The sequence below is a fragment of the Rhizobium sp. PL01 genome (genome assembly GCF_033447125.1).
Lineage (GTDB): Bacteria > Pseudomonadota > Alphaproteobacteria > Rhizobiales > Rhizobiaceae > Pararhizobium.
The window spans coordinates 75,308-91,368 of the sequence record NZ_JAWQUM010000013.1 but is presented as its reverse complement, the minus strand read 5'-3'; the positions used below and the strand labels follow the sequence as shown (position 1 = coordinate 91,368).

Here is a 16,061-nt window from a genome sequence, read left to right as displayed (position 1 = left end):
GCCATTCCGATGATTAACCGGCCACCATTCCGATTTGAAGCCGGCCACCATTCCAATCAATAACCGGCCAGTTTCCGGCACTCAAGTTCCCCTGGGTCAGCAACCTTGGCATGTGTCCCCTCGATATTCACGAGGGGAATTTAATGCCTGCAAAAAGAAAGCTGACCATGCGACACATACGACAAATGCTGCGGCTTGCGGGAAGCGGAACGAGTAGCCGCGAGATAGCGGTGATGCTTGGCATTGCTCGGAGCACCGTGCAGGACAATTTGAAACGGGCTGCGATGGCCGGGTTGAGTTGGCCCCTCGCCAGCGACCTGACAGACGATGTCCTTGAGGCCAAGCTTTTCGTCCACCCCGGCGTTAAGCAGGGCCAGCGATTGCGCCAAGAGCCCGATTGGGGGCCGTTTTCGATAGAGCTGAAGAAGCCAGGCGTGACGCTGCTGATCCTTTGGGAGGAATACCGCAGCATTCATCCGGATGGGTATGGATATAGCCGTTTTTGCGAGCTGTTCCGTGGCTTTGAGAAGCGCTTGTCACCGACGATGCGCCAGGAACACGTCGCCGGCGACAAAGTCTTCGTGGACTATTCCGGCAAGAAGGTGCCGATCGTCGATCGCAAGACCGGTGAGATCCGCGAGGCGGAACTGTTTATCGGCGTGCTTGGAGCATCGAGCTACACTTACGCGGAAGCGACATGGACCCAGACCCTGCCGGACTGGATTGGCTCGCATGTGCGCATGTTCAGCTTCTTCAACGGTGTTCCCCGGCTGATCATCCCGGACAATCTGAAGTCCGGCGTCAACCGCGCCAGCTTCTACGATCCGGAGATCAACCGCAGCTATGGTGTCATGGCCGCTCATTACGGCGTTGGTGTCCTACCCGCACGTCCGCGACGCCCAAAGGACAAGGCCAAGGTGGAGAATGGCGTAAAGTTCGCCCAGAGCTGTATTCTCGGCCGTCTTCGCAAACAGACCTTCTTCTCGCTCGCGGAGGCCAATGCCGCGATCGCCCAGATGCTGGAGCGCATCAACAATCACGTCATGCGCCGGTTGGGCGTCAGTCGTCGGAACCTCTTTGAGACGGTCGAACAGGCAGCACTCGCTGGTCTGCCCGCCGAGCACTACGAGTTCGCGGAATGGCGTTTGGCACGGGTGTCGACGGATTACCACGTCGAGTTCCAGAGCTTCTTCTATTCCGTCCCGCACGGCCTCATCCGGAGCCAAGTCGATGTCCGGGCGACCGCGCGGATGATCGAGATCTTCCATCGCGGCAAACGTGTCGCTGTGCATCAGCGCCGATATGGTGGCCCGCGTTACGGAACAGACCCAGCGCATATGCCCAGTTCGCACCGACGATACGCCGAATGGACGCCGGAACGCTTCCGGCGATGGGGCACGTCCATCGGGCCGCAGACCGAAGGACTTATCATCGCCATTCTCGCCAGCCGTCCGCATCCGGAACAAGGCTTCAGAACGTGCCTGGGGATCCTGCGTCTCTATCGCGATATCGGCCATGACCGCGCCGAGGCCGTTTCAGCACGCGCTGTCGAGATCGGCGGTTTGAACAGCAAGACCATCGCTTCGCTCATCGCCACCTACAAGGGCAAAAAAACTTCCAGCGAACCTGCCGCCGTCGTGGAACACGCCAACTTGCGCGGTCCCGGCTACTTTCATTGAGGAGACAATCCATCATGCTGACCAATCCCACCATCGACATGCTGCGCGATCTCGGCCTTTCCGGCATGGCAAGCGCCTATCAAGAACTCGACACGCAACCGGAAGCCAGGCACCTCGAGCACAGCGAATGGCTCGCACTTCTTCTTGAGCGAGAGACCACCGCACGACGCCAGAAGCGCTTCGAGGCCAGGGCTCGGGCCGCAAACCTCCGCCATGATGCGCAGCTCGAGAACATTGACTTCCGCGCCACCCGTGGCCTCGATCGCAATCTTTTTCTCAAGCTTGCCGGATGCGACTGGATCCGGCAGCGCCACAGCATACTGATGATCGGACCTGCCGGCGTCGGCAAGAGCTGGCTTTCTTGCGCTCTCGGACACAAGGCATGCCGCGAGGACTTCTCCGTTGCCTATCATCGGCTCCCGAGGCTCTTCGCGACCCTGGCATTAGCGCGTGCGGACGGCCGATATCCGAAGGTACTGAAGGCTTTGGCGAGAACCGACCTGCTCATTCTCGATGACTGGGGGCCGGAGAAGCTCAATGACGAGCAACGGCGTGACCTCCTGGAGATCGTCGAGGACAGATACGAAAAGCGCTCCACCATTGTCACCAGCCAGGTGCCCGTCGAGCACTGGTACGACATGATCGGCAATCCGACCATCGCCGATGCCATTCTGGACCGCCTCGTGCACAACGCTTACCGCGTCGAGTTGTCCGGCGAGAGCATGCGAAAGCAACGTTCCGTCACCGCCGCCGAAACAACCCAAGCTTGACGGCGCGACAAACAAGATCCATTCATTGCCAAGACCCAGAGTTCAGCTTGAGATGACCGGCTTCGCGCCGGAATCGTGGCCGGAATGAATTCGGAATGGGTGGCCGGCTTCGTGTCGGAATAGGTGGCCGGCTTCACTGGAATACGCAAGCAGGGCAACGGTTCGTCTCTGGATCAACCGCTTTGGCCGACATTTTGCCGACTGCATTCGCAGAGACCGGCCCAAGCCGAACAATAAGTGGCATATGGATGAGGCCGTCATCACGATCAGCGGAAAGAAATTCTGGCTCTGGCGGGCCATTGACGCCGGTGGTGACGTACTCGACATTCTAGTTCAAGCTCGCCGCAATACCAAGGCTGCCAAGCGCTTTTTTCCAGACTGGTCAAGCAATTTGCGGGTTTCACAAAGTTCGGGACAAGGATTTCAGTAAGTCGCGGACACTGATTTCAGTAAGTCCGGGACAGTGATTTCACTAAGTCGCGGACAAAAGTCGCGTCGGATTTAGATCGATTTTCGTGAGCGCCGATCTGGCAATTTGTCCTCGTATTTTGAGCGAGGACATGATGCCCAGACGGAAGCAAGCGAGACATACAGACGTGAAAGACATCCGATCGATACTGCGACTGACGTTCGAGCAGGGATTGTCGATACGCGCCGTTTCCGAACGGCTGAAGATGAGCAAGACGTCGGTTTCGACGTATCTGCTGCGGGCGCGAGAAGCCGGGCTTGCGGTCTGGCCCCTGCCACCCGGTCTGGATGATGACGAGGTCCTGGAGCAACGACTATTCCGCCGGATGGGGCGACCTCCTCGTGACAGCGATGAGCCGAATTGGCCGAAGGTCGCCAGCGAGCTGAAACGCAAAGGCGTAACGCTCAACCTGCTCTGGCAGGAATACCGGGAGGCCCATCCGGATGGATACGGCTACACTTGGTTTTGTTGCCGCTTTGCCGATTATGAGAGCCGCGCCAAACCCACCTATCGCAGCCGTCACGTTGGTGGCGTGGCGATGGAATGCGACTATGCCGGCCATACGATCCCGATCATCGATCCCTCTTCCGGCGAGATCCGGGCAGCGCAGATCTACGTGGCCGTCCTGAGCGCATCACAATTGACGTTCTCTTATGCCAGCTTCAGTCAGAAGCTGCCGGATTGGATCGAAGCAAACCAGCGAGCCTTCAGTTACTTCGGCGGGGTGACGAAGACGACGATCTGCGACAACCTCAAATCCGCGGTCGCCAAGGCTCTCTGGTTCGAACCGACGTTGAATGCGACGTTTGCTGCCTTCGCCGAACACTACGATACGACCGTACTGCCAGCACGCCCGAGGCGACCTCACAGACCGGGGCATCGAGAGCCTGCAGGAGTTTCTGGCAGACGTGCGGTCCTGGCAGGGCGGCATTCGGCATTTCCTCGTTGATTGCCAATGCGCCCCAGAAATGATCGAGCGAATTATGGCCGACGAGCCGAAACTATAAATCCGCGGTCTTCACCGGATGGGTACCTTGTAGCGAACAAAAATAGAAATGAAATGGCATTTCAGGATTGCAGTTAATATGAGCGGTTAACAACCGAATTCCAAGGTGGGGCCGCATGCACCGGTGACGATATCACCCAAGGCTTGGCTGGGATGATTTTGTGTAGTGCGGTTTAAATCCATCGTAAGGAGACAACCGCACTGCCCGTCTGCCCGTCGTAACGACCGATAATGTTGCATTATCGCGCGTTAGGATCCAGCCAGGCAAGAAGGGCTGTGTCGTTCGCTTTTCATCGACGGACAGCCTGTTTTGCGCGCCACACCGGAACTTACCGTCCGTCAATGAACCGCGAATGATAGCTCTCTCGTCGAGCAGAGCGCCGATCGACCTGTGCTCTTCGCCGCCAAGGACCAGAGCCCCCTGCCCTCTCAACGAGCAAGGCGCGTACGCAAAACAAACCGCGCTCCCTCACACTGCGGTCGACTTTGCAAAGAAAACGTGAATGACGAGCCGTTCATCAAAAACAGCAAAGCCGTGTGTTGATGAAGCTAATCTTGTTCCAACGCCCAAGCGTCACCAATTTTTCGAGCTCGCTCAGCTCGATCCTCGGGTGAGGTGAGCAGGACGCCAGCAATCTCAGGCACGCGCTGTCGAACGTCGTCAAGGATCGTGTTTGTCGTGAGATCAACCATATCGACGGTTGACGGCGTTCTTCCGGTCAAGAGCTCGGCGTAGCGGCGCTGGACCTCCGATATCGGGATGTCGCCGGCAATCCACTCCTCAATCCAACCGAGAAAGCGAGCATCACTTTCCACCGGAAAGCCCGCTGCCACTTTAGCCGCGATTGACCGACGCCATCGCACCCGACGATCCTCAGGCGTGGAGGTCTCACTGGATTGTACCGGAGGCTCTGAAACCATCAATGAGCAGCTTTGGCGTCGGCGCTGATCGAAAGAGCGCGGAGGACCGCTTCCGGCTCCTTTTCCATGATCCGCAGCAAGGTGCGTGCAGCACCAGAGGGCTGCCGTGTCCCCTGCTCCCACTTCTTGTATCCGGACGGGCTGGTCCCGAGCACCGTCGCCATTTCATCCTGGGTCAGGTCGAGCTGTTTTCGAATGGCTTTGGCATCAACGGTGCCAAGATCCACGGCTTGCAGCCGCATACCCGGTACGTCCTTGCCCTGTGCATGCGACAAAGCTTCGGACATGGCCTGCATGAGGTCGGCACCAAATTTCGTCATCTCACTCATGTCTTGCTCCTGTTCGCTGCCTTGATTGCCTTTGCAAATGCGGCGACCGCCTTGGCTTCTTCCGGTTTCAGATCCGTCTTCTCATTCTTGCCGTAGGCGAGAAGCGCGTAGATCGGAGCCGCCTCGCTATACCAGTAATAAATCACGCGCGCCCCGCCGCGTTTACCTTTACCCTTGGCGCCGAACCGCACCTTACGGACACCACCAGTACCCGGGATCTCGTCGCCGACAGTCGGATTTGATGCAAGGAAGTCGATCAGTTCCTTGCGTTCCTCTTCGGTGAAGAGCTCTGCCGCCTGCTTGACGAATAAAGGCGTTTCAGCAACTGTCTGCATGTCATTCCTATAACCCAGTGGGTTACTATATGGGCTTCTTCCCGGATGAAGTCAATGGTTACAGGCTTGAGAGAAAAGGCACTCGATGTGGATCCCATTTCGATCACTGCCTGATGGCTGTTCCCCCGGTAACCATAAGCCAATCTATTCTGGTCTATTGAGGCTCCAAGGTCTCAAGGAGCACACGACATGCAAGTTTCCCTTCTCTTCAAAAAACCAGAACGAGTGGTCGCGATTGCCGCGGTCGTCACCTGGCTCGCCTCGATTCTACAAGCAATCGCGGTATCGTGAGTACGGGCTATCCTATGGATATTTTCGGAAACCACTTGGGCCCGCAGAAGGACTGAGTCTTTCTGGTTACGGTGGTGCGGAATTTTGCCTTCGACGAAAGGCGTCATGTGACATTCTGCCCAGGCGCATTGCAATTCGTGCTTAACATGTGCGTGTGAATGCGGCGCGACCTGAACCACCCCGCACCTTTGTTTCGCGGGGTGGACGTCTGCATGCATTCACCAGGCGGCTGACAAAAACGTTCGCTCGCGCCGTTATATGGCTTGAAGCCACTTCAGATTATCTCTTTCCATATCCCCGAAGCAATCTGTGCCGTCGCAGACGTGGTGACGTCTTTAGCGAAAAGGATGGTGTGATGCTTTCATTCGAGAATGTCGGCGTCCATGCAAGCAGTTGTGAAGTGCGCCCTGGCGAGAGCAGTTCCGATTTCGCCCCGCAACGCTCCTTGGCAGGATCTACGAGCCGTTCTGTAAGACAGCCCCTTGTGACCCTTCCACTTCGCAACGAGGAAGGCCAATGCATCTCCTGGGCCGATTATGCAGTCCACTCTCCCATCGGGAGCTCGAACCCGAACCGGGTCGCCCCATCGTGTCCGAAGGTCAATGCGAATAATCTGGCTCATGTCCTAATCAGCCAGCACGCCCGCTTCCTTACACGCCTCAACAAAATCGTCACGGATCGAAGCGGCGGATACACGCCTACCAAGAGCAGCCATGCAAAGGCTCCGAGCTCGATCGTAATGCTCTCCACGGATTTGCGGCCATTGTTGCGTCATGGCGTTCAACGCGGCTTGAGGGCCGTCGACACTAATCTGGGTGCCGTAGCCAACACGCACCTTTACTGGATTTACCCAGCATATGTTGCTGCAATTCATTTCAGTTTCGATGAGCATCCTCAGGCTCCTCCCAAAGCCTACGGAATAACTGTAAATGCTAATATTTGTTCCAATGAAAAGGCACGGTCGTGGGACCGACAAACCACTTCCAGGCACCGCGAAAACCTACGGCACAGCCGAGAATGACTTGCCGCCAAGGCCCCGAAACGGGCGACGTAGAACCGGACAATGCGCTGGAAACAATGGACGGACTTGGACCAAAAGAGCGTTCGGAGGGTCGCTCCCCATCCCCCGCACAGAATCAGGAGCGGTAATGCTGGGCCCGCTTTCTTACGATTACGCCTACCTTGAAAAAAATTCGGATGAATGTACTGACAAACTCGCCCAAGCTGCAGCCCCTACCCTCTCCGGGTTGGCAGGTCAGAGCCCAAATGATATCCCGTCGGGAATGCGCAATTTTCTTCTCAAGAACTCTTTCGCCGTCTTCATCGTGTTCGGCTTTGTGATCGCCGCCCTTGCGGGATGGGTCATTTTGACAGGTTGACGGAGCCGTCATCACTTTGGGTGCTGATGGGCTTAGCTGATTATGCAAAACTCGTTCTAGTTTGTTCATCCACGGCGCAGGAGCGCAAGGGAGTGACGAACAATGCGCGATAGCCGAGCGAATGCGAGAGGATTTGTTCGCGCCGGTTTTCAGGCCTCGCCGACGGACGATATGATCGGGGTTTCCGCGCGCCTAGGTTCCGAAAAGACGGCGATCCCAGTACACCGGTTGGTGCAGACTGGCGCTGATCGTTGCGAACTGCGGATGGGCCGGGTTAATCAGTACATTATGGTCGAGCCTGGCCACGACGCTCGGCACCAAGAGGATGGCGCTACGCCGTTCCAAACACCATCGTTCACCAAATTCCTTGCTGACCGTCGCCGGCATGCTGTCCCATCGCGGTAGAGCCGGCGGAGAAAAGACCTCGTAGGACAAGCCGAGGGGAACCGTTATCGCCACGTAGTGCTGGTTCGGTGGCAGTCGACCGCTACCGTGCACCAGTTTCTCGAGCAATGCCGTGGAATAGTGGTCGCTGGTATAGATCAAAGGACTGCCTGGCGTGTTCCACCGCCCGGGCGCTATCGTGGAGCCCGTCGCGTCAAATATCGGATAGGCGCCGCCTGGATCGCCAATCCTGAAACTGGTCAATGTTCGGTCGAGAACCTGCGCTGTCACGCAGCACTGCCATATTTAAGACTTCCCAGAACGTCGAGAACAAGCTCCGCACCGATCTCACTTTGAATGACGACGTCGATGGGGCGTCTGTCCTCCAGCATAGGGTGGGAGCGAAACAGGAAATCGCGAGCCTCCTCTTCTGTTTGCCAGACATCCAACGCCAGGCTCCAGACGCGGGCTACCCGCGCAAGGCGCGTGCCCTCGTCCGAGGACAGACGGAGCGCGGTCTTCCGCCTCTCATAGGTAGCTTTCGCAATCAGTCGATATTTGAACTGCGCATCGCTCGGTGCGAGAAGATGAGCAACGCGCTCAAGGGCGCCGATTGGCAATCCATCCTCGATTCGGGACATCAATCCAAACGGGGAACGGGCAGCGATCTCCTTTGCCGGAAGACCCAGCACATCGGCTACATCTGAAAATGCGAGCATCGTCTCTTCCTTATTCAGCTGAGGCGATATATAGCCTCACATGAGGCAGATGGCAAGCGAAAATGGAGGCATCCTTGGGAGACGTCTCGTTCGCGGAGCCTCCAACTGAACTTTTCCCGGTTGACACACGCTGATACGTTGTCGGGATACTCCCCTCCCCCCTTCTCATCGACGGTAAGAGAGTGGCCGGATCGACCCGACCGTTTGTCGCTGTGTCAAAATCGCAGGCGTTTCAGGCCTGCAGATTATCTGCCGACATCTTGCCGGACTTCCGGTCCTTCGCCAATTCATAGGTGATCTTCTGACCATCATTCAATCCGCGCATACCAGCACGTTCTACCGCTGACACGTGAACGAACACTTCGGTGCCGCCGTCGTCAGGCTGGATGAACCCAAAACCCTTCGTTGCGTTGAACCACTTTACCGTTCCTGTAGCCATCTCGGCTTTCTCCCATTATTCTCTTCAGACGAAGGGCCGCTGGCTCTTCGCAGCGAACATAGTTAGTCAGGGCAAAAAAACAAAGGAGCTTTGTGGCCTCCAGGAAATTCCCCAACGCTCGCATCCAGGTCGAAGAGGCGCAGTTGCGGATGCCTCGCGGACGCAGAACTAAAACGCGAGGCGGCCCCACGCTAACTTCGCGTGGTAAACGAAAAGTAAAAAGTGCGCCGGATCGGCAGGTCGGTTGAAACTGCTGGATACGGAAACTTCTCCTCTTTTCTCCAATAGCCGGCCCCGGCCATGGTGTATTGTCTCACTGACTTCAGACAAGCGAGCCATTTCATTTCGCAAACCGACTTTCAAATGGGGTATTGCGATAACCCGGAAGGCTCGCATTATGTCTATGCTGCAGTTGGAGTTGAGACAGACCCATGAAACCCATGACGGATTTCCTCATTGAGGGGCCGACTGATGCACGCTTTACAATCCTGCTTGCGCATGGTGCCGGCGCCCCGATGGACTCGAACTCCATGACAGCAGCCACGGCCGCGCTTGTTGCAACCGGCTTTCGCGTCGCCCGCTTCGAATTCGACTATATGGCGGCACGCAGAATAGACGCTTCGAGGAAACCGCCGCCAAAGGCAGAAAAGTTGATCCCGGGGTAACAGTCGGCAATCGAGGCGCTTGACGTGCAAGGTCCACTCATCATCGGCGGCAAGTCAATGGGTGGTCGTGTGGCCAGCATGATCGCCGACGAACTCCATGCGTCCAGGAAAATCGTCGGCTTGCTCTGCCTCGGCTATCCATTCCATCCCCCCGGCAAGCCTTTGAGCCTTCGAACACAGCACCTCGAAACAATTCAGACGCCCACTCTGATCTGCCAGGGCACGAGGGACGAATTCGGAACCCAGGCGGAGGTGGCGGACTTCGCATTCTCTGATCGGACCGAGATCTTCTGGCTCGAAGACGGTGACCATGATCTCAAACCGCGCAAAACCGTTTCGGGGTTCACGGTGTCAGATCATCTCGCTTCGATGGCAACGGCGGTGAAGCGATGGACCGAGGCACTAGCCCATCAAAATGAAAAGTGAGATCTGGCTCCGCGGGGGGCGCTTCTGAGTCTACACTCCCCCCCCTCGAATATCTGTCGCTGCAAAATCATCGGCAACAATTTTCGAAGAACGGCAGAGGTCGAGTTGGGAGATGGCGCTGACCTATTTGGACATCCTTCCTGTCTGTTTTCTGCTTCACCCACACCAGCCAACAACGCGCCGGGATCGTTTCCTTTGACGGGTACCGTCCCCATGGCGTCGACACCATCAAGGAAATCGGGTTTAGCCTCCGCTCCATGCGCCGGATATTTACCACCGGTCTTTCTCGCGCTTAATGGTTTCAAAATGGCCGTAAAGACAGCCGACCCGTTGAGTTCTTCAACGCGCACCAACGTCGACAAAACGCACTGAAGCGGAATTGCAAATATTGATCGCCTGATCCGACCGGCCGACTGGGTTTTGATCATGTTCTCACCAGGATCGTGAGAAACGAGCACGAGTGGCTGCGCGCAACATTGATCCGCTCTTGGCGGGCGTCCACCGGCGTTATGGTCCGCGAATGATGATCGCGTCCCAACTCTCGAGACCGAAGCCCGGCACAGACGTAAACGGCCACGCCGTGAACTCATAAATACGGAATGACCGAGATGGGTGGACGGCGGCCTGTCTGCTTCTGACGATGAGAAGGGACTGGCCGCCGTCCAGCGGTTCTATTTCAGCGGCAGGAACAGTTCCGCGATCGTCTCATGCTCCGGAACATTAGGAAAGAGCGCGATGCGTTGGCAGTAGAGAGGGAAATCCCTTACCTCCTCGCGGCTGACCGGCAGCCAATTGCGATAGAGGTAGAGAGCGGCGGGCTCCAGATTGTCGGTATTGCCGACGACGCGCTGCATGGGGCAGCGCCCGCCGGGGATAACGCCCGCTACCAATCCTTCGTCCTTTGGGCCGAGCGGGAAATCGGTGCCAGCGCACAGGTCCATCCGATAGGCGGCCGGCGACGCCGGCCGCCTATCGGAACGGAAAACGTTGACGATCGGGCTGGTCTTTGGGGATGACAGACCAAGGGCCTTTCGCCAGGAGATGAACCCTTGGTTGGTGTCGCCAAAAAGGCCGCGGGGTCGCCGCGATGCTCCATGATCGCCACCATTGTCAGGGCCACACCGCGGATCGTCACGTCTTCAAGGCGATAACTCTTTTGTATGAGGTTGCTCCTAGCGTCATCGAGAGGTCCGAAGGCCGCAAGTCACGTGTCCCATCCGGGAGACTTTTCGGAACGACGAAGGCGATTGTCCGAACCGTTGCCGAGAGGCGCGTGCGAAAGCATCCGGTGCGCCATAACCGGCATCCATCGCTATATCCATGACGCTTGGGCGTCCCAGTAGGCCAGCCTTTGCGATGCGCGCTTCATGCGGGCGGGTTGGACAGCGATGCACGGACAACCCGAAGGTGGACGTGAACTGCCGGTGGAAATGGTATTTCGAGAGTGCCGCGACGTCGCTCAACACGTCCAAATGCAGATCTATGTGATCCAGCACCCGCTGCATCCAGGCATAGTAGTTTTCAAGCGCCGCCTTCATCGTCTCTTCCTCCGTGGCGACACCAGCTAGCCCCTTCCGAATATGCCGCGATCGACCGATCCTGCGACTTTCCACCCCGATGAAGCGCAACCCGAAAATGAACATGAGAGTGGCGACGCACTTTTGAACTCAATGTTTCCTGGAGCAGGCAAAGAGCGGGCTGCCCACCATTTGTGAAAGCTGCGCAGTTCCAGTCGCTTAACCCGGTTAGTCACAACTAACGTCCGATCATCGCCGATTGGCAATATCAAGAGCCCATTTCGGGGCAGCCGGCGGGAATATCGCTGAAATGATGGGCAGACTGTGTCGTCACTTCCAAACTGGAAGACCGAAGTTGTGATGACCATTTCAGGCGTTTCCAGTTCCTTGCATTGCCCGAGCTGCCGGCTTAATACCCCTTGCACTGCCGAATAGGATTTTTCGGCCTAGCGAGGCTCCAACACCCACGATCCAGGATCGCGGTTTCCCTGCCAAACCGCCATAGTCGCCTAACCACGAAGGCTGGAATGCTAACATTTCAGAAAAACGCACGATTTCAGTACCTTAGCGATGTTAGGCGCAACTAACATAGTTTATCCGGCTTGCAGGACCTTTTCACCGTTGCCGCGGAGCAGCGCCATGATAACCGGACCGAGGGAAAACTCGCCTCGCTCAGTTCGCTGCGTCAGGTCCCGCAGGTACCCACCCGCCGAGTTGATGAGACTTGCCCGTTCCAAAATACAGGCCACCGCGACTGCGGCATTTTCCGGTCCCATGACCTCGCAGGCGTGCTGATAGGCGGACGGACTGACCCCGAGCATCGACCTCACCACGACGGCGGCCGACATAAGGTCGCGCCAACTTCCCACCGCCCCGCCCGGCCCGTAATCGGCGATCTGTCGGCAAGCCTTCAGCACAACACCAAGTGGAAACGCTTTCAGCGTCTCGCTCTTCGGCCCGCCAGTCTTACTCGAATTTGCGGCCTTTTCTTTTTCAGAGCGAGGTTCAAGTTCATGGAAGGATTCGGGTTTTGAATTCTGTATGTGCTGCTCATTATGAGCAGCATTGGTGCTATTAAACCGTGAATTTGGTTGAATATCCAATTGATTAAGAATTTCCTCGCGCAGAAGCTCCATCTCATCGAGGATATCTGCGACCTCTGCCATGGTCGGCGAGCGTGGGATGCGGCCGACGAGAGCCACATACATCATCTCAATAACTGCCCAGTTGCCGTCAGCGCCCTCCTCCATTGCCGCCGAAATCAACTTGCGGACGTCACGACGGCAGATCGTCAGGTTCTCTTTGGCTTTCCTGAAGGCTGAACGCGCCGCGACGACTTTCTGCGCTATGTGGGCCAACTCTTCGGATCGCGCAAGGATCGGCGATAGATCGAAGCCAAACGCATTCTCGATCTCGCCGCCGCCATTCTTGCGGGCGTAGCGTTTGCCGTTGGCGCTGTCCTTCCGGACGATCAATCCGGAGTCTACGAGCAGCGCGAGGTGGCGGCGAAGTGTCGCTCCAGCCATACCATGAGCCCGCAGGATCAATTGTGCGTTCGAAGGGAACACGACCAATTGTGCGCCCTGGCGCAATTCATTTTCCGGGTAGAAACTCAGCAGCGCGTCAAGAACAGCCAGGCTGTTCGACTGCAAACCAAGCTCTTCCCGGGCTTCCGAAGCGTCCCGGAAGACCTTCCACTTCTCGACTGATTTACCCGCCTTGATCTCGCTTGTGGCAACCTGCCTCTTCACGAGAGCAAGCGTCATCGGCCGCCGCCCAAAGGGCGTCGTCACACTTTCTGTCTGCATCGTCTTTCACCTTTCAGAAGGCAAAAGAAATCGGCTCACCAAATCGGTGCCAAGACTCTTGACGAACATAAGTGGAAGTGCGATTCTCAGGTTGCTTAGATCTGAAAGAGGTTTCCACGACGGCGACGTTTTGGGGGCCTTTTTCTTTTTCCGCTTAATCTCCGTTGTTCAACTGGTCTTGAGCGCCGCTCTTGGAGCGATGCTCCTCAAAAAGCGCTGGTAATCGCTCGAGGACGAAGGCCGCGAAATCTGGCATCTCGCGTCGATTGATCGAGAGGTCCAACTTGGTTTTGCTCTTCGTCACCTGAGCCAGACGCACACCTGTGGGCGTCGTCAGAAGATCTGGAAGTCCTCGTTTTGCTGGTGCGGGTTTAAGGCTCGCGAAAAGGGACTTGAACCGGTCGGGCGAGGGCAGGGCTTTCGCTTCCGGCGATCGCAAGAAGCTTGCCGCTTTTTCAAGGTCGCTGTCGCGCGCCAGAAGCTCGGCGAGACTGACCCAACTTTTCAACCCAATCCCGGGTGCCGAGCCGATGGCATCGACAACATCCGTGGGAATGCGTGTCACGACCGACAACATGTTCGACAGGTCGCTTTTGTAGACGGACAAAGCAGCCATCACCACATCTCTCGAAAACTGCTCGTTCAGCCGAGAGGCGAAGCGCGCCTTTTCGATGAATGTGAGGTCCTGGCGTTCATTATTCTCCTGGCCCTGGGCGATGACCAGTTGCTCGTCGGTCAGGCCCCTGACGACCGCCTTGACGGGACGGTTCAGTTCCGTGACCGCACGCAGACGACGGTGTCCGAAGGCGACTTGGTACCGGCCCGGTATCCCCGGATGGGGGCGAACGAGGATCGGGATCTGCTGCCCTTGCTCGCGGATCGCTTCAACGAGACCGTCAATATCACCCGGCATGCGATCCTGAACGAAAGACGGATCGATCGTATCGGTGTCGAGTTCGATGATGGTCTGGCCTTCGGCCAGGCGCTTTTCGATTTCCTCGGCTCGCTCAAACCGTGCCTTTCCTTCTGCGAACGCGCCGCCAACCTGGGTGGTAAGACGCGACGACGCCGGCGCTGCCTCCGCGGGAGTGGTGCCGAGGAGCGGAAGAATGCTGCGGCTCTTAGCCGGTCTTTCAACTGGCGCCGCAACGGCACCGGTTGGTCTCGGCGTGCGGAGGATATCCTTCCTGCTCATGGTTTTCTTCCCCATGCTTTCTTGATCAAAGACTCGATCTCATCGTTGACGTTGTTCATCGCCTCCAACGCGCGATCGTAGGTGGCGCGGGTGAATTGGCCTCTTTCCACTTCGAAAAGGGTCTGGTTCGTCAGGCCTGCATCGGAGACGGCTGTCGTCTTCAGCATTGGGAAGTTCAGGACATTCTCCCCGAAAATAGCTCGTAGGTACCCGACCATCTGGTTCTGAGGCCCGTCACTGGGCTCGAAACGCGTCACGAGATACCGCATCCAGTTGTAATCGAAGCGGGCGCCGTGGGATGAAATCTCACGAAGCAGATCCGATGTCATCGACAGGAACTGGTTCATCGACATCACGTCGAGCATCTGCGGATGTACGGTGATCAGAACAGACGTTGCTGCGGTCAGAGCGGATAGGGTCAGGTAGCCAAGTTGTGGCGGGCAGTCGATCACCACCACGTCGTAGTTGGGTGCCACCTGGTCAAGCACTTCGCTGATCCGATGGAAGAACATCGTATCGCCGACCTTTCGCTTCATCAGCGCCCGCGGCGTATCATGTTCGAACTCCATCAGTTCGAGGTTGCCGGGGATCAGATGAAGATCGGGAATATAGGTCGCGCGAACGATTTCGCCCATTGGACGGGCGTCGTCGTAGCGTATCGCACCATAGAGCGTCTCGTTTACACCGACATCGGTTTCTGGCTGGTTGCCAAAGAGCGTCGATAGGCTGGCCTGGGGGTCAAGGTCGATGGCGAGCACGCGGTAGCCCCGAAGGGCGAGATATTGGGCGAGGTGAGCAGCGGTCGTCGTCTTGCCGGACCCGCCCTTGAAATTCATCACGGAGATGACCTGGAGCGCTTCATCGTCCCGGCGATGGGGAAGATAGCGGCGATTTCCGCGACCCACCTGGTCGAGATGCTTGCGGATCTTGTGCATGTCCTCGACGGAATACGACCGGCGTCCGGTGGGACTGGTGCTGACCTGAAGATCCACGAGCTCGTTGGCGAGTTGACGAAGGTAAACCTCTTTCACCCCGACCAGCTTTGCTGCTTCCGCTGGCTGAAAGGTCCGGATACCTTTTTCCGCCGTGGGCGGAAAAGTTGCGAGTTGATGCTCCTGCAGTTGCGCCGACAGAGTACGAGAATGGCGCTCAATCAAGCCCATCAGGTCTTCGTCTTTGGGCGGTAATTTTGCAGCGATTTTGGGCATCCCCGGACCTAATTTCTTGAAATAGCGCTTCTGATCGGAAATTCGGAAACAATCCGCTGCTTGCAGTAAGCATCGATTCTAAGGGACTGGCAAGCTATTTAGGGTTAACGAATCCTTAACGAGGTCGGCTGCTCATCACAAGCGCTCGTCAGTTCGCCCTTTAAAAACAGACTGTTATGACAACGGTCTTCGAAAACGCGGTTTTCGCCCGTGCACTGGATTCTTTCCGGCATACAACTCGCTCCTGCGAATTTTCGGCCTGAGCGGTCGGATTGACCCGTGTTTCCGACCCCAGAACGGGTGAGTCGGCTGAGAATCGGCACGTGTCGCGCCACGAAGGATCCTCCTCAGGCTTTGGAGGATTACTTCAAATAGCGCGCACCTAGAAATGCACGCACAACCTGGGCAAAATGTCCTGCGATGCGGAGAAGAGGAGGCGAGGGGAGGGGAGGGGAGGGGAGGGGAGGGGAGGGGAGGGGAGGGCATAGCCCTTGGCGGCTTGTCAGCCTCCCAATGGAACC

15 protein-coding genes and 3 pseudogenes are annotated in these 16,061 nt (G+C 57.1%); 6 read left to right on the top strand and 12 right to left on the bottom strand.

Annotated elements, in window-relative coordinates:
• The first annotated feature begins 167 nt into the window (after positions 1 to 167).
• The 4 genes and pseudogenes from istA (R6X40_RS26105) to istA (R6X40_RS26090) form a co-directional block, all read left to right on the top strand.
• Positions 168 to 1,679 (top strand): IS21 family transposase, encoded by a 1,512-nt coding sequence (gene istA, locus R6X40_RS26105; protein ID WP_412178463.1) that lies wholly within the window; start codon positions 168 to 170, stop codon positions 1,677 to 1,679.
• 14 nt (positions 1,680 to 1,693) lie between these two features.
• A complete protein-coding gene (gene istB / locus R6X40_RS26100) occupies positions 1,694 to 2,449 on the top strand; it encodes an IS21-like element helper ATPase IstB (protein ID WP_318417465.1) in 756 nt (251 codons plus the stop codon).
• A gap of 148 nt (positions 2,450 to 2,597) precedes the next feature.
• Positions 2,598 to 2,819 (top strand): annotated as a pseudogene (locus R6X40_RS26095) (DDE-type integrase/transposase/recombinase); the annotation flags it as partial.
• A 193-nt stretch (positions 2,820 to 3,012) separates the two neighbouring features.
• Positions 3,013 to 3,840: pseudogene (istA, locus tag R6X40_RS26090) on the top strand (IS21 family transposase); the annotation flags it as partial.
• Positions 3,841 to 4,844: 1,004 nt separating this feature from the next.
• Here istA (R6X40_RS26090) and R6X40_RS26085 read toward each other — a convergent pair.
• The 4 genes from R6X40_RS26085 to R6X40_RS26075 all read right to left on the bottom strand — a co-directional run bounded on the left by R6X40_RS26085 (position 4,845) and on the right by R6X40_RS26075 (position 6,692).
• Complete coding sequence (locus R6X40_RS26085) at positions 4,845 to 5,174, bottom strand: helix-turn-helix domain-containing protein (RefSeq protein ID WP_318417464.1); 330 nt, start codon at positions 5,172 to 5,174, stop codon at positions 4,845 to 4,847.
• A complete protein-coding gene (locus R6X40_RS26080) occupies positions 5,171 to 5,509 on the bottom strand; it encodes a type II toxin-antitoxin system RelE/ParE family toxin (protein WP_318417462.1) in 339 nt (112 codons plus the stop codon). The genes R6X40_RS26085 and R6X40_RS26080 overlap by 4 nt, the downstream gene beginning before the upstream one ends.
• Positions 5,510 to 6,161: 652 nt before the next feature.
• Positions 6,162 to 6,422: a DUF982 domain-containing protein gene (locus R6X40_RS31690; protein WP_412178462.1), complete on the bottom strand. Its 261-nt coding sequence runs from the start codon at positions 6,420 to 6,422 to the stop codon at positions 6,162 to 6,164.
• A gap of 3 nt (positions 6,423 to 6,425) precedes the next feature.
• Positions 6,426 to 6,692 (bottom strand): DUF982 domain-containing protein, encoded by a 267-nt coding sequence (locus R6X40_RS26075; protein ID WP_318417460.1) that lies wholly within the window; start codon positions 6,690 to 6,692, stop codon positions 6,426 to 6,428.
• Positions 6,693 to 6,948: 256 nt separating this feature from the next.
• Between R6X40_RS26075 and R6X40_RS26070 the strand changes: the two genes are divergently transcribed.
• Positions 6,949 to 7,179: a hypothetical protein gene (locus tag R6X40_RS26070; RefSeq protein ID WP_318417458.1), complete on the top strand. Its 231-nt coding sequence runs from the start codon at positions 6,949 to 6,951 to the stop codon at positions 7,177 to 7,179.
• Positions 7,180 to 7,371: 192 nt separating this feature from the next.
• Here the strand turns inward: R6X40_RS26070 and R6X40_RS26065 are convergent, their stop codons facing one another.
• The 3 genes from R6X40_RS26065 to R6X40_RS26055 all read right to left on the bottom strand — a co-directional run bounded on the left by R6X40_RS26065 (position 7,372) and on the right by R6X40_RS26055 (position 8,721).
• A complete protein-coding gene (locus tag R6X40_RS26065) occupies positions 7,372 to 7,854 on the bottom strand; it encodes an RES family NAD+ phosphorylase (RefSeq protein WP_318417456.1) in 483 nt (160 codons plus the stop codon).
• Positions 7,851 to 8,282: a DUF2384 domain-containing protein gene (locus R6X40_RS26060; protein WP_318417454.1), complete on the bottom strand. Its 432-nt coding sequence runs from the start codon at positions 8,280 to 8,282 to the stop codon at positions 7,851 to 7,853. The genes R6X40_RS26065 and R6X40_RS26060 overlap by 4 nt, the downstream gene beginning before the upstream one ends.
• A 232-nt stretch (positions 8,283 to 8,514) precedes the next feature.
• Entirely contained in the window at positions 8,515 to 8,721 is a 207-nt protein-coding gene (locus R6X40_RS26055) for a cold-shock protein (RefSeq protein WP_318417452.1), read from the bottom strand.
• A 440-nt stretch (positions 8,722 to 9,161) separates the two neighbouring features.
• On the opposite strand from R6X40_RS26055, the pseudogene R6X40_RS26050 reads away from it, so the two are divergent.
• A pseudogene (locus R6X40_RS26050) lies at positions 9,162 to 9,812 on the top strand (alpha/beta family hydrolase).
• 671 nt (positions 9,813 to 10,483) lie between these two features.
• Here R6X40_RS26050 and R6X40_RS26045 read toward each other — a convergent pair.
• The 5 genes from R6X40_RS26045 to repA all read right to left on the bottom strand — a co-directional run bounded on the left by R6X40_RS26045 (position 10,484) and on the right by repA (position 15,540).
• Positions 10,484 to 10,855: an AraC family transcriptional regulator gene (locus R6X40_RS26045; protein WP_318417647.1), complete on the bottom strand. Its 372-nt coding sequence runs from the start codon at positions 10,853 to 10,855 to the stop codon at positions 10,484 to 10,486.
• Positions 10,856 to 10,990: 135 nt separating this feature from the next.
• Entirely contained in the window at positions 10,991 to 11,350 is a 360-nt protein-coding gene (locus R6X40_RS26040) for a helix-turn-helix domain-containing protein (RefSeq protein WP_318417451.1), read from the bottom strand.
• Between the two features lie 572 nt (positions 11,351 to 11,922).
• Entirely contained in the window at positions 11,923 to 13,137 is a 1,215-nt protein-coding gene (gene repC, locus R6X40_RS26035) for a plasmid replication protein RepC (protein ID WP_318417449.1), read from the bottom strand.
• A gap of 154 nt (positions 13,138 to 13,291) precedes the next feature.
• A complete protein-coding gene (gene repB / locus R6X40_RS26030) occupies positions 13,292 to 14,332 on the bottom strand; it encodes a plasmid partitioning protein RepB (RefSeq protein WP_318417447.1) in 1,041 nt (346 codons plus the stop codon).
• Positions 14,329 to 15,540, bottom strand: coding sequence for a plasmid partitioning protein RepA (gene repA, locus R6X40_RS26025; protein ID WP_318417445.1), 1,212 nt, complete (start codon positions 15,538 to 15,540; stop codon positions 14,329 to 14,331). The genes repB and repA overlap by 4 nt, the downstream gene beginning before the upstream one ends.
• Between the last annotated feature and the right edge of the window lie 521 nt (positions 15,541 to 16,061).

Bases quoted from the DNA above. Each gene is read 5' to 3' on its own strand.
- istA (WP_412178463.1), top strand. From the start codon at position 168: ATGCGACACATACGACAAATGCTGCGGCTTGCGGGAAGCGGAACGAGT.
- istB (WP_318417465.1), top strand. From the start codon at position 1,694: ATGCTGACCAATCCCACCATCGACATGCTGCGCGATCTCGGCCTTTCC.
- R6X40_RS26085 (WP_318417464.1), bottom strand. From the start codon at position 5,174: ATGAGTGAGATGACGAAATTTGGTGCCGACCTCATGCAGGCCATGTCC.
- R6X40_RS26080 (WP_318417462.1), bottom strand. From the start codon at position 5,509: ATGCAGACAGTTGCTGAAACGCCTTTATTCGTCAAGCAGGCGGCAGAG.
- R6X40_RS31690 (WP_412178462.1), bottom strand. From the start codon at position 6,422: ATGAGCCAGATTATTCGCATTGACCTTCGGACACGATGGGGCGACCCG.
- R6X40_RS26075 (WP_318417460.1), bottom strand. From the start codon at position 6,692: ATGCTCATCGAAACTGAAATGAATTGCAGCAACATATGCTGGGTAAAT.
- R6X40_RS26070 (WP_318417458.1), top strand. From the start codon at position 6,949: ATGCTGGGCCCGCTTTCTTACGATTACGCCTACCTTGAAAAAAATTCG.
- R6X40_RS26060 (WP_318417454.1), bottom strand. From the start codon at position 8,282: ATGCTCGCATTTTCAGATGTAGCCGATGTGCTGGGTCTTCCGGCAAAG.
- R6X40_RS26055 (WP_318417452.1), bottom strand. From the start codon at position 8,721: ATGGCTACAGGAACGGTAAAGTGGTTCAACGCAACGAAGGGTTTTGGG.
- R6X40_RS26040 (WP_318417451.1), bottom strand. From the start codon at position 11,350: ATGAAGGCGGCGCTTGAAAACTACTATGCCTGGATGCAGCGGGTGCTG.
- repC (WP_318417449.1), bottom strand. From the start codon at position 13,137: ATGCAGACAGAAAGTGTGACGACGCCCTTTGGGCGGCGGCCGATGACG.
- repB (WP_318417447.1), bottom strand. From the start codon at position 14,332: ATGAGCAGGAAGGATATCCTCCGCACGCCGAGACCAACCGGTGCCGTT.
- repA (WP_318417445.1), bottom strand. From the start codon at position 15,540: ATGCCCAAAATCGCTGCAAAATTACCGCCCAAAGACGAAGACCTGATG.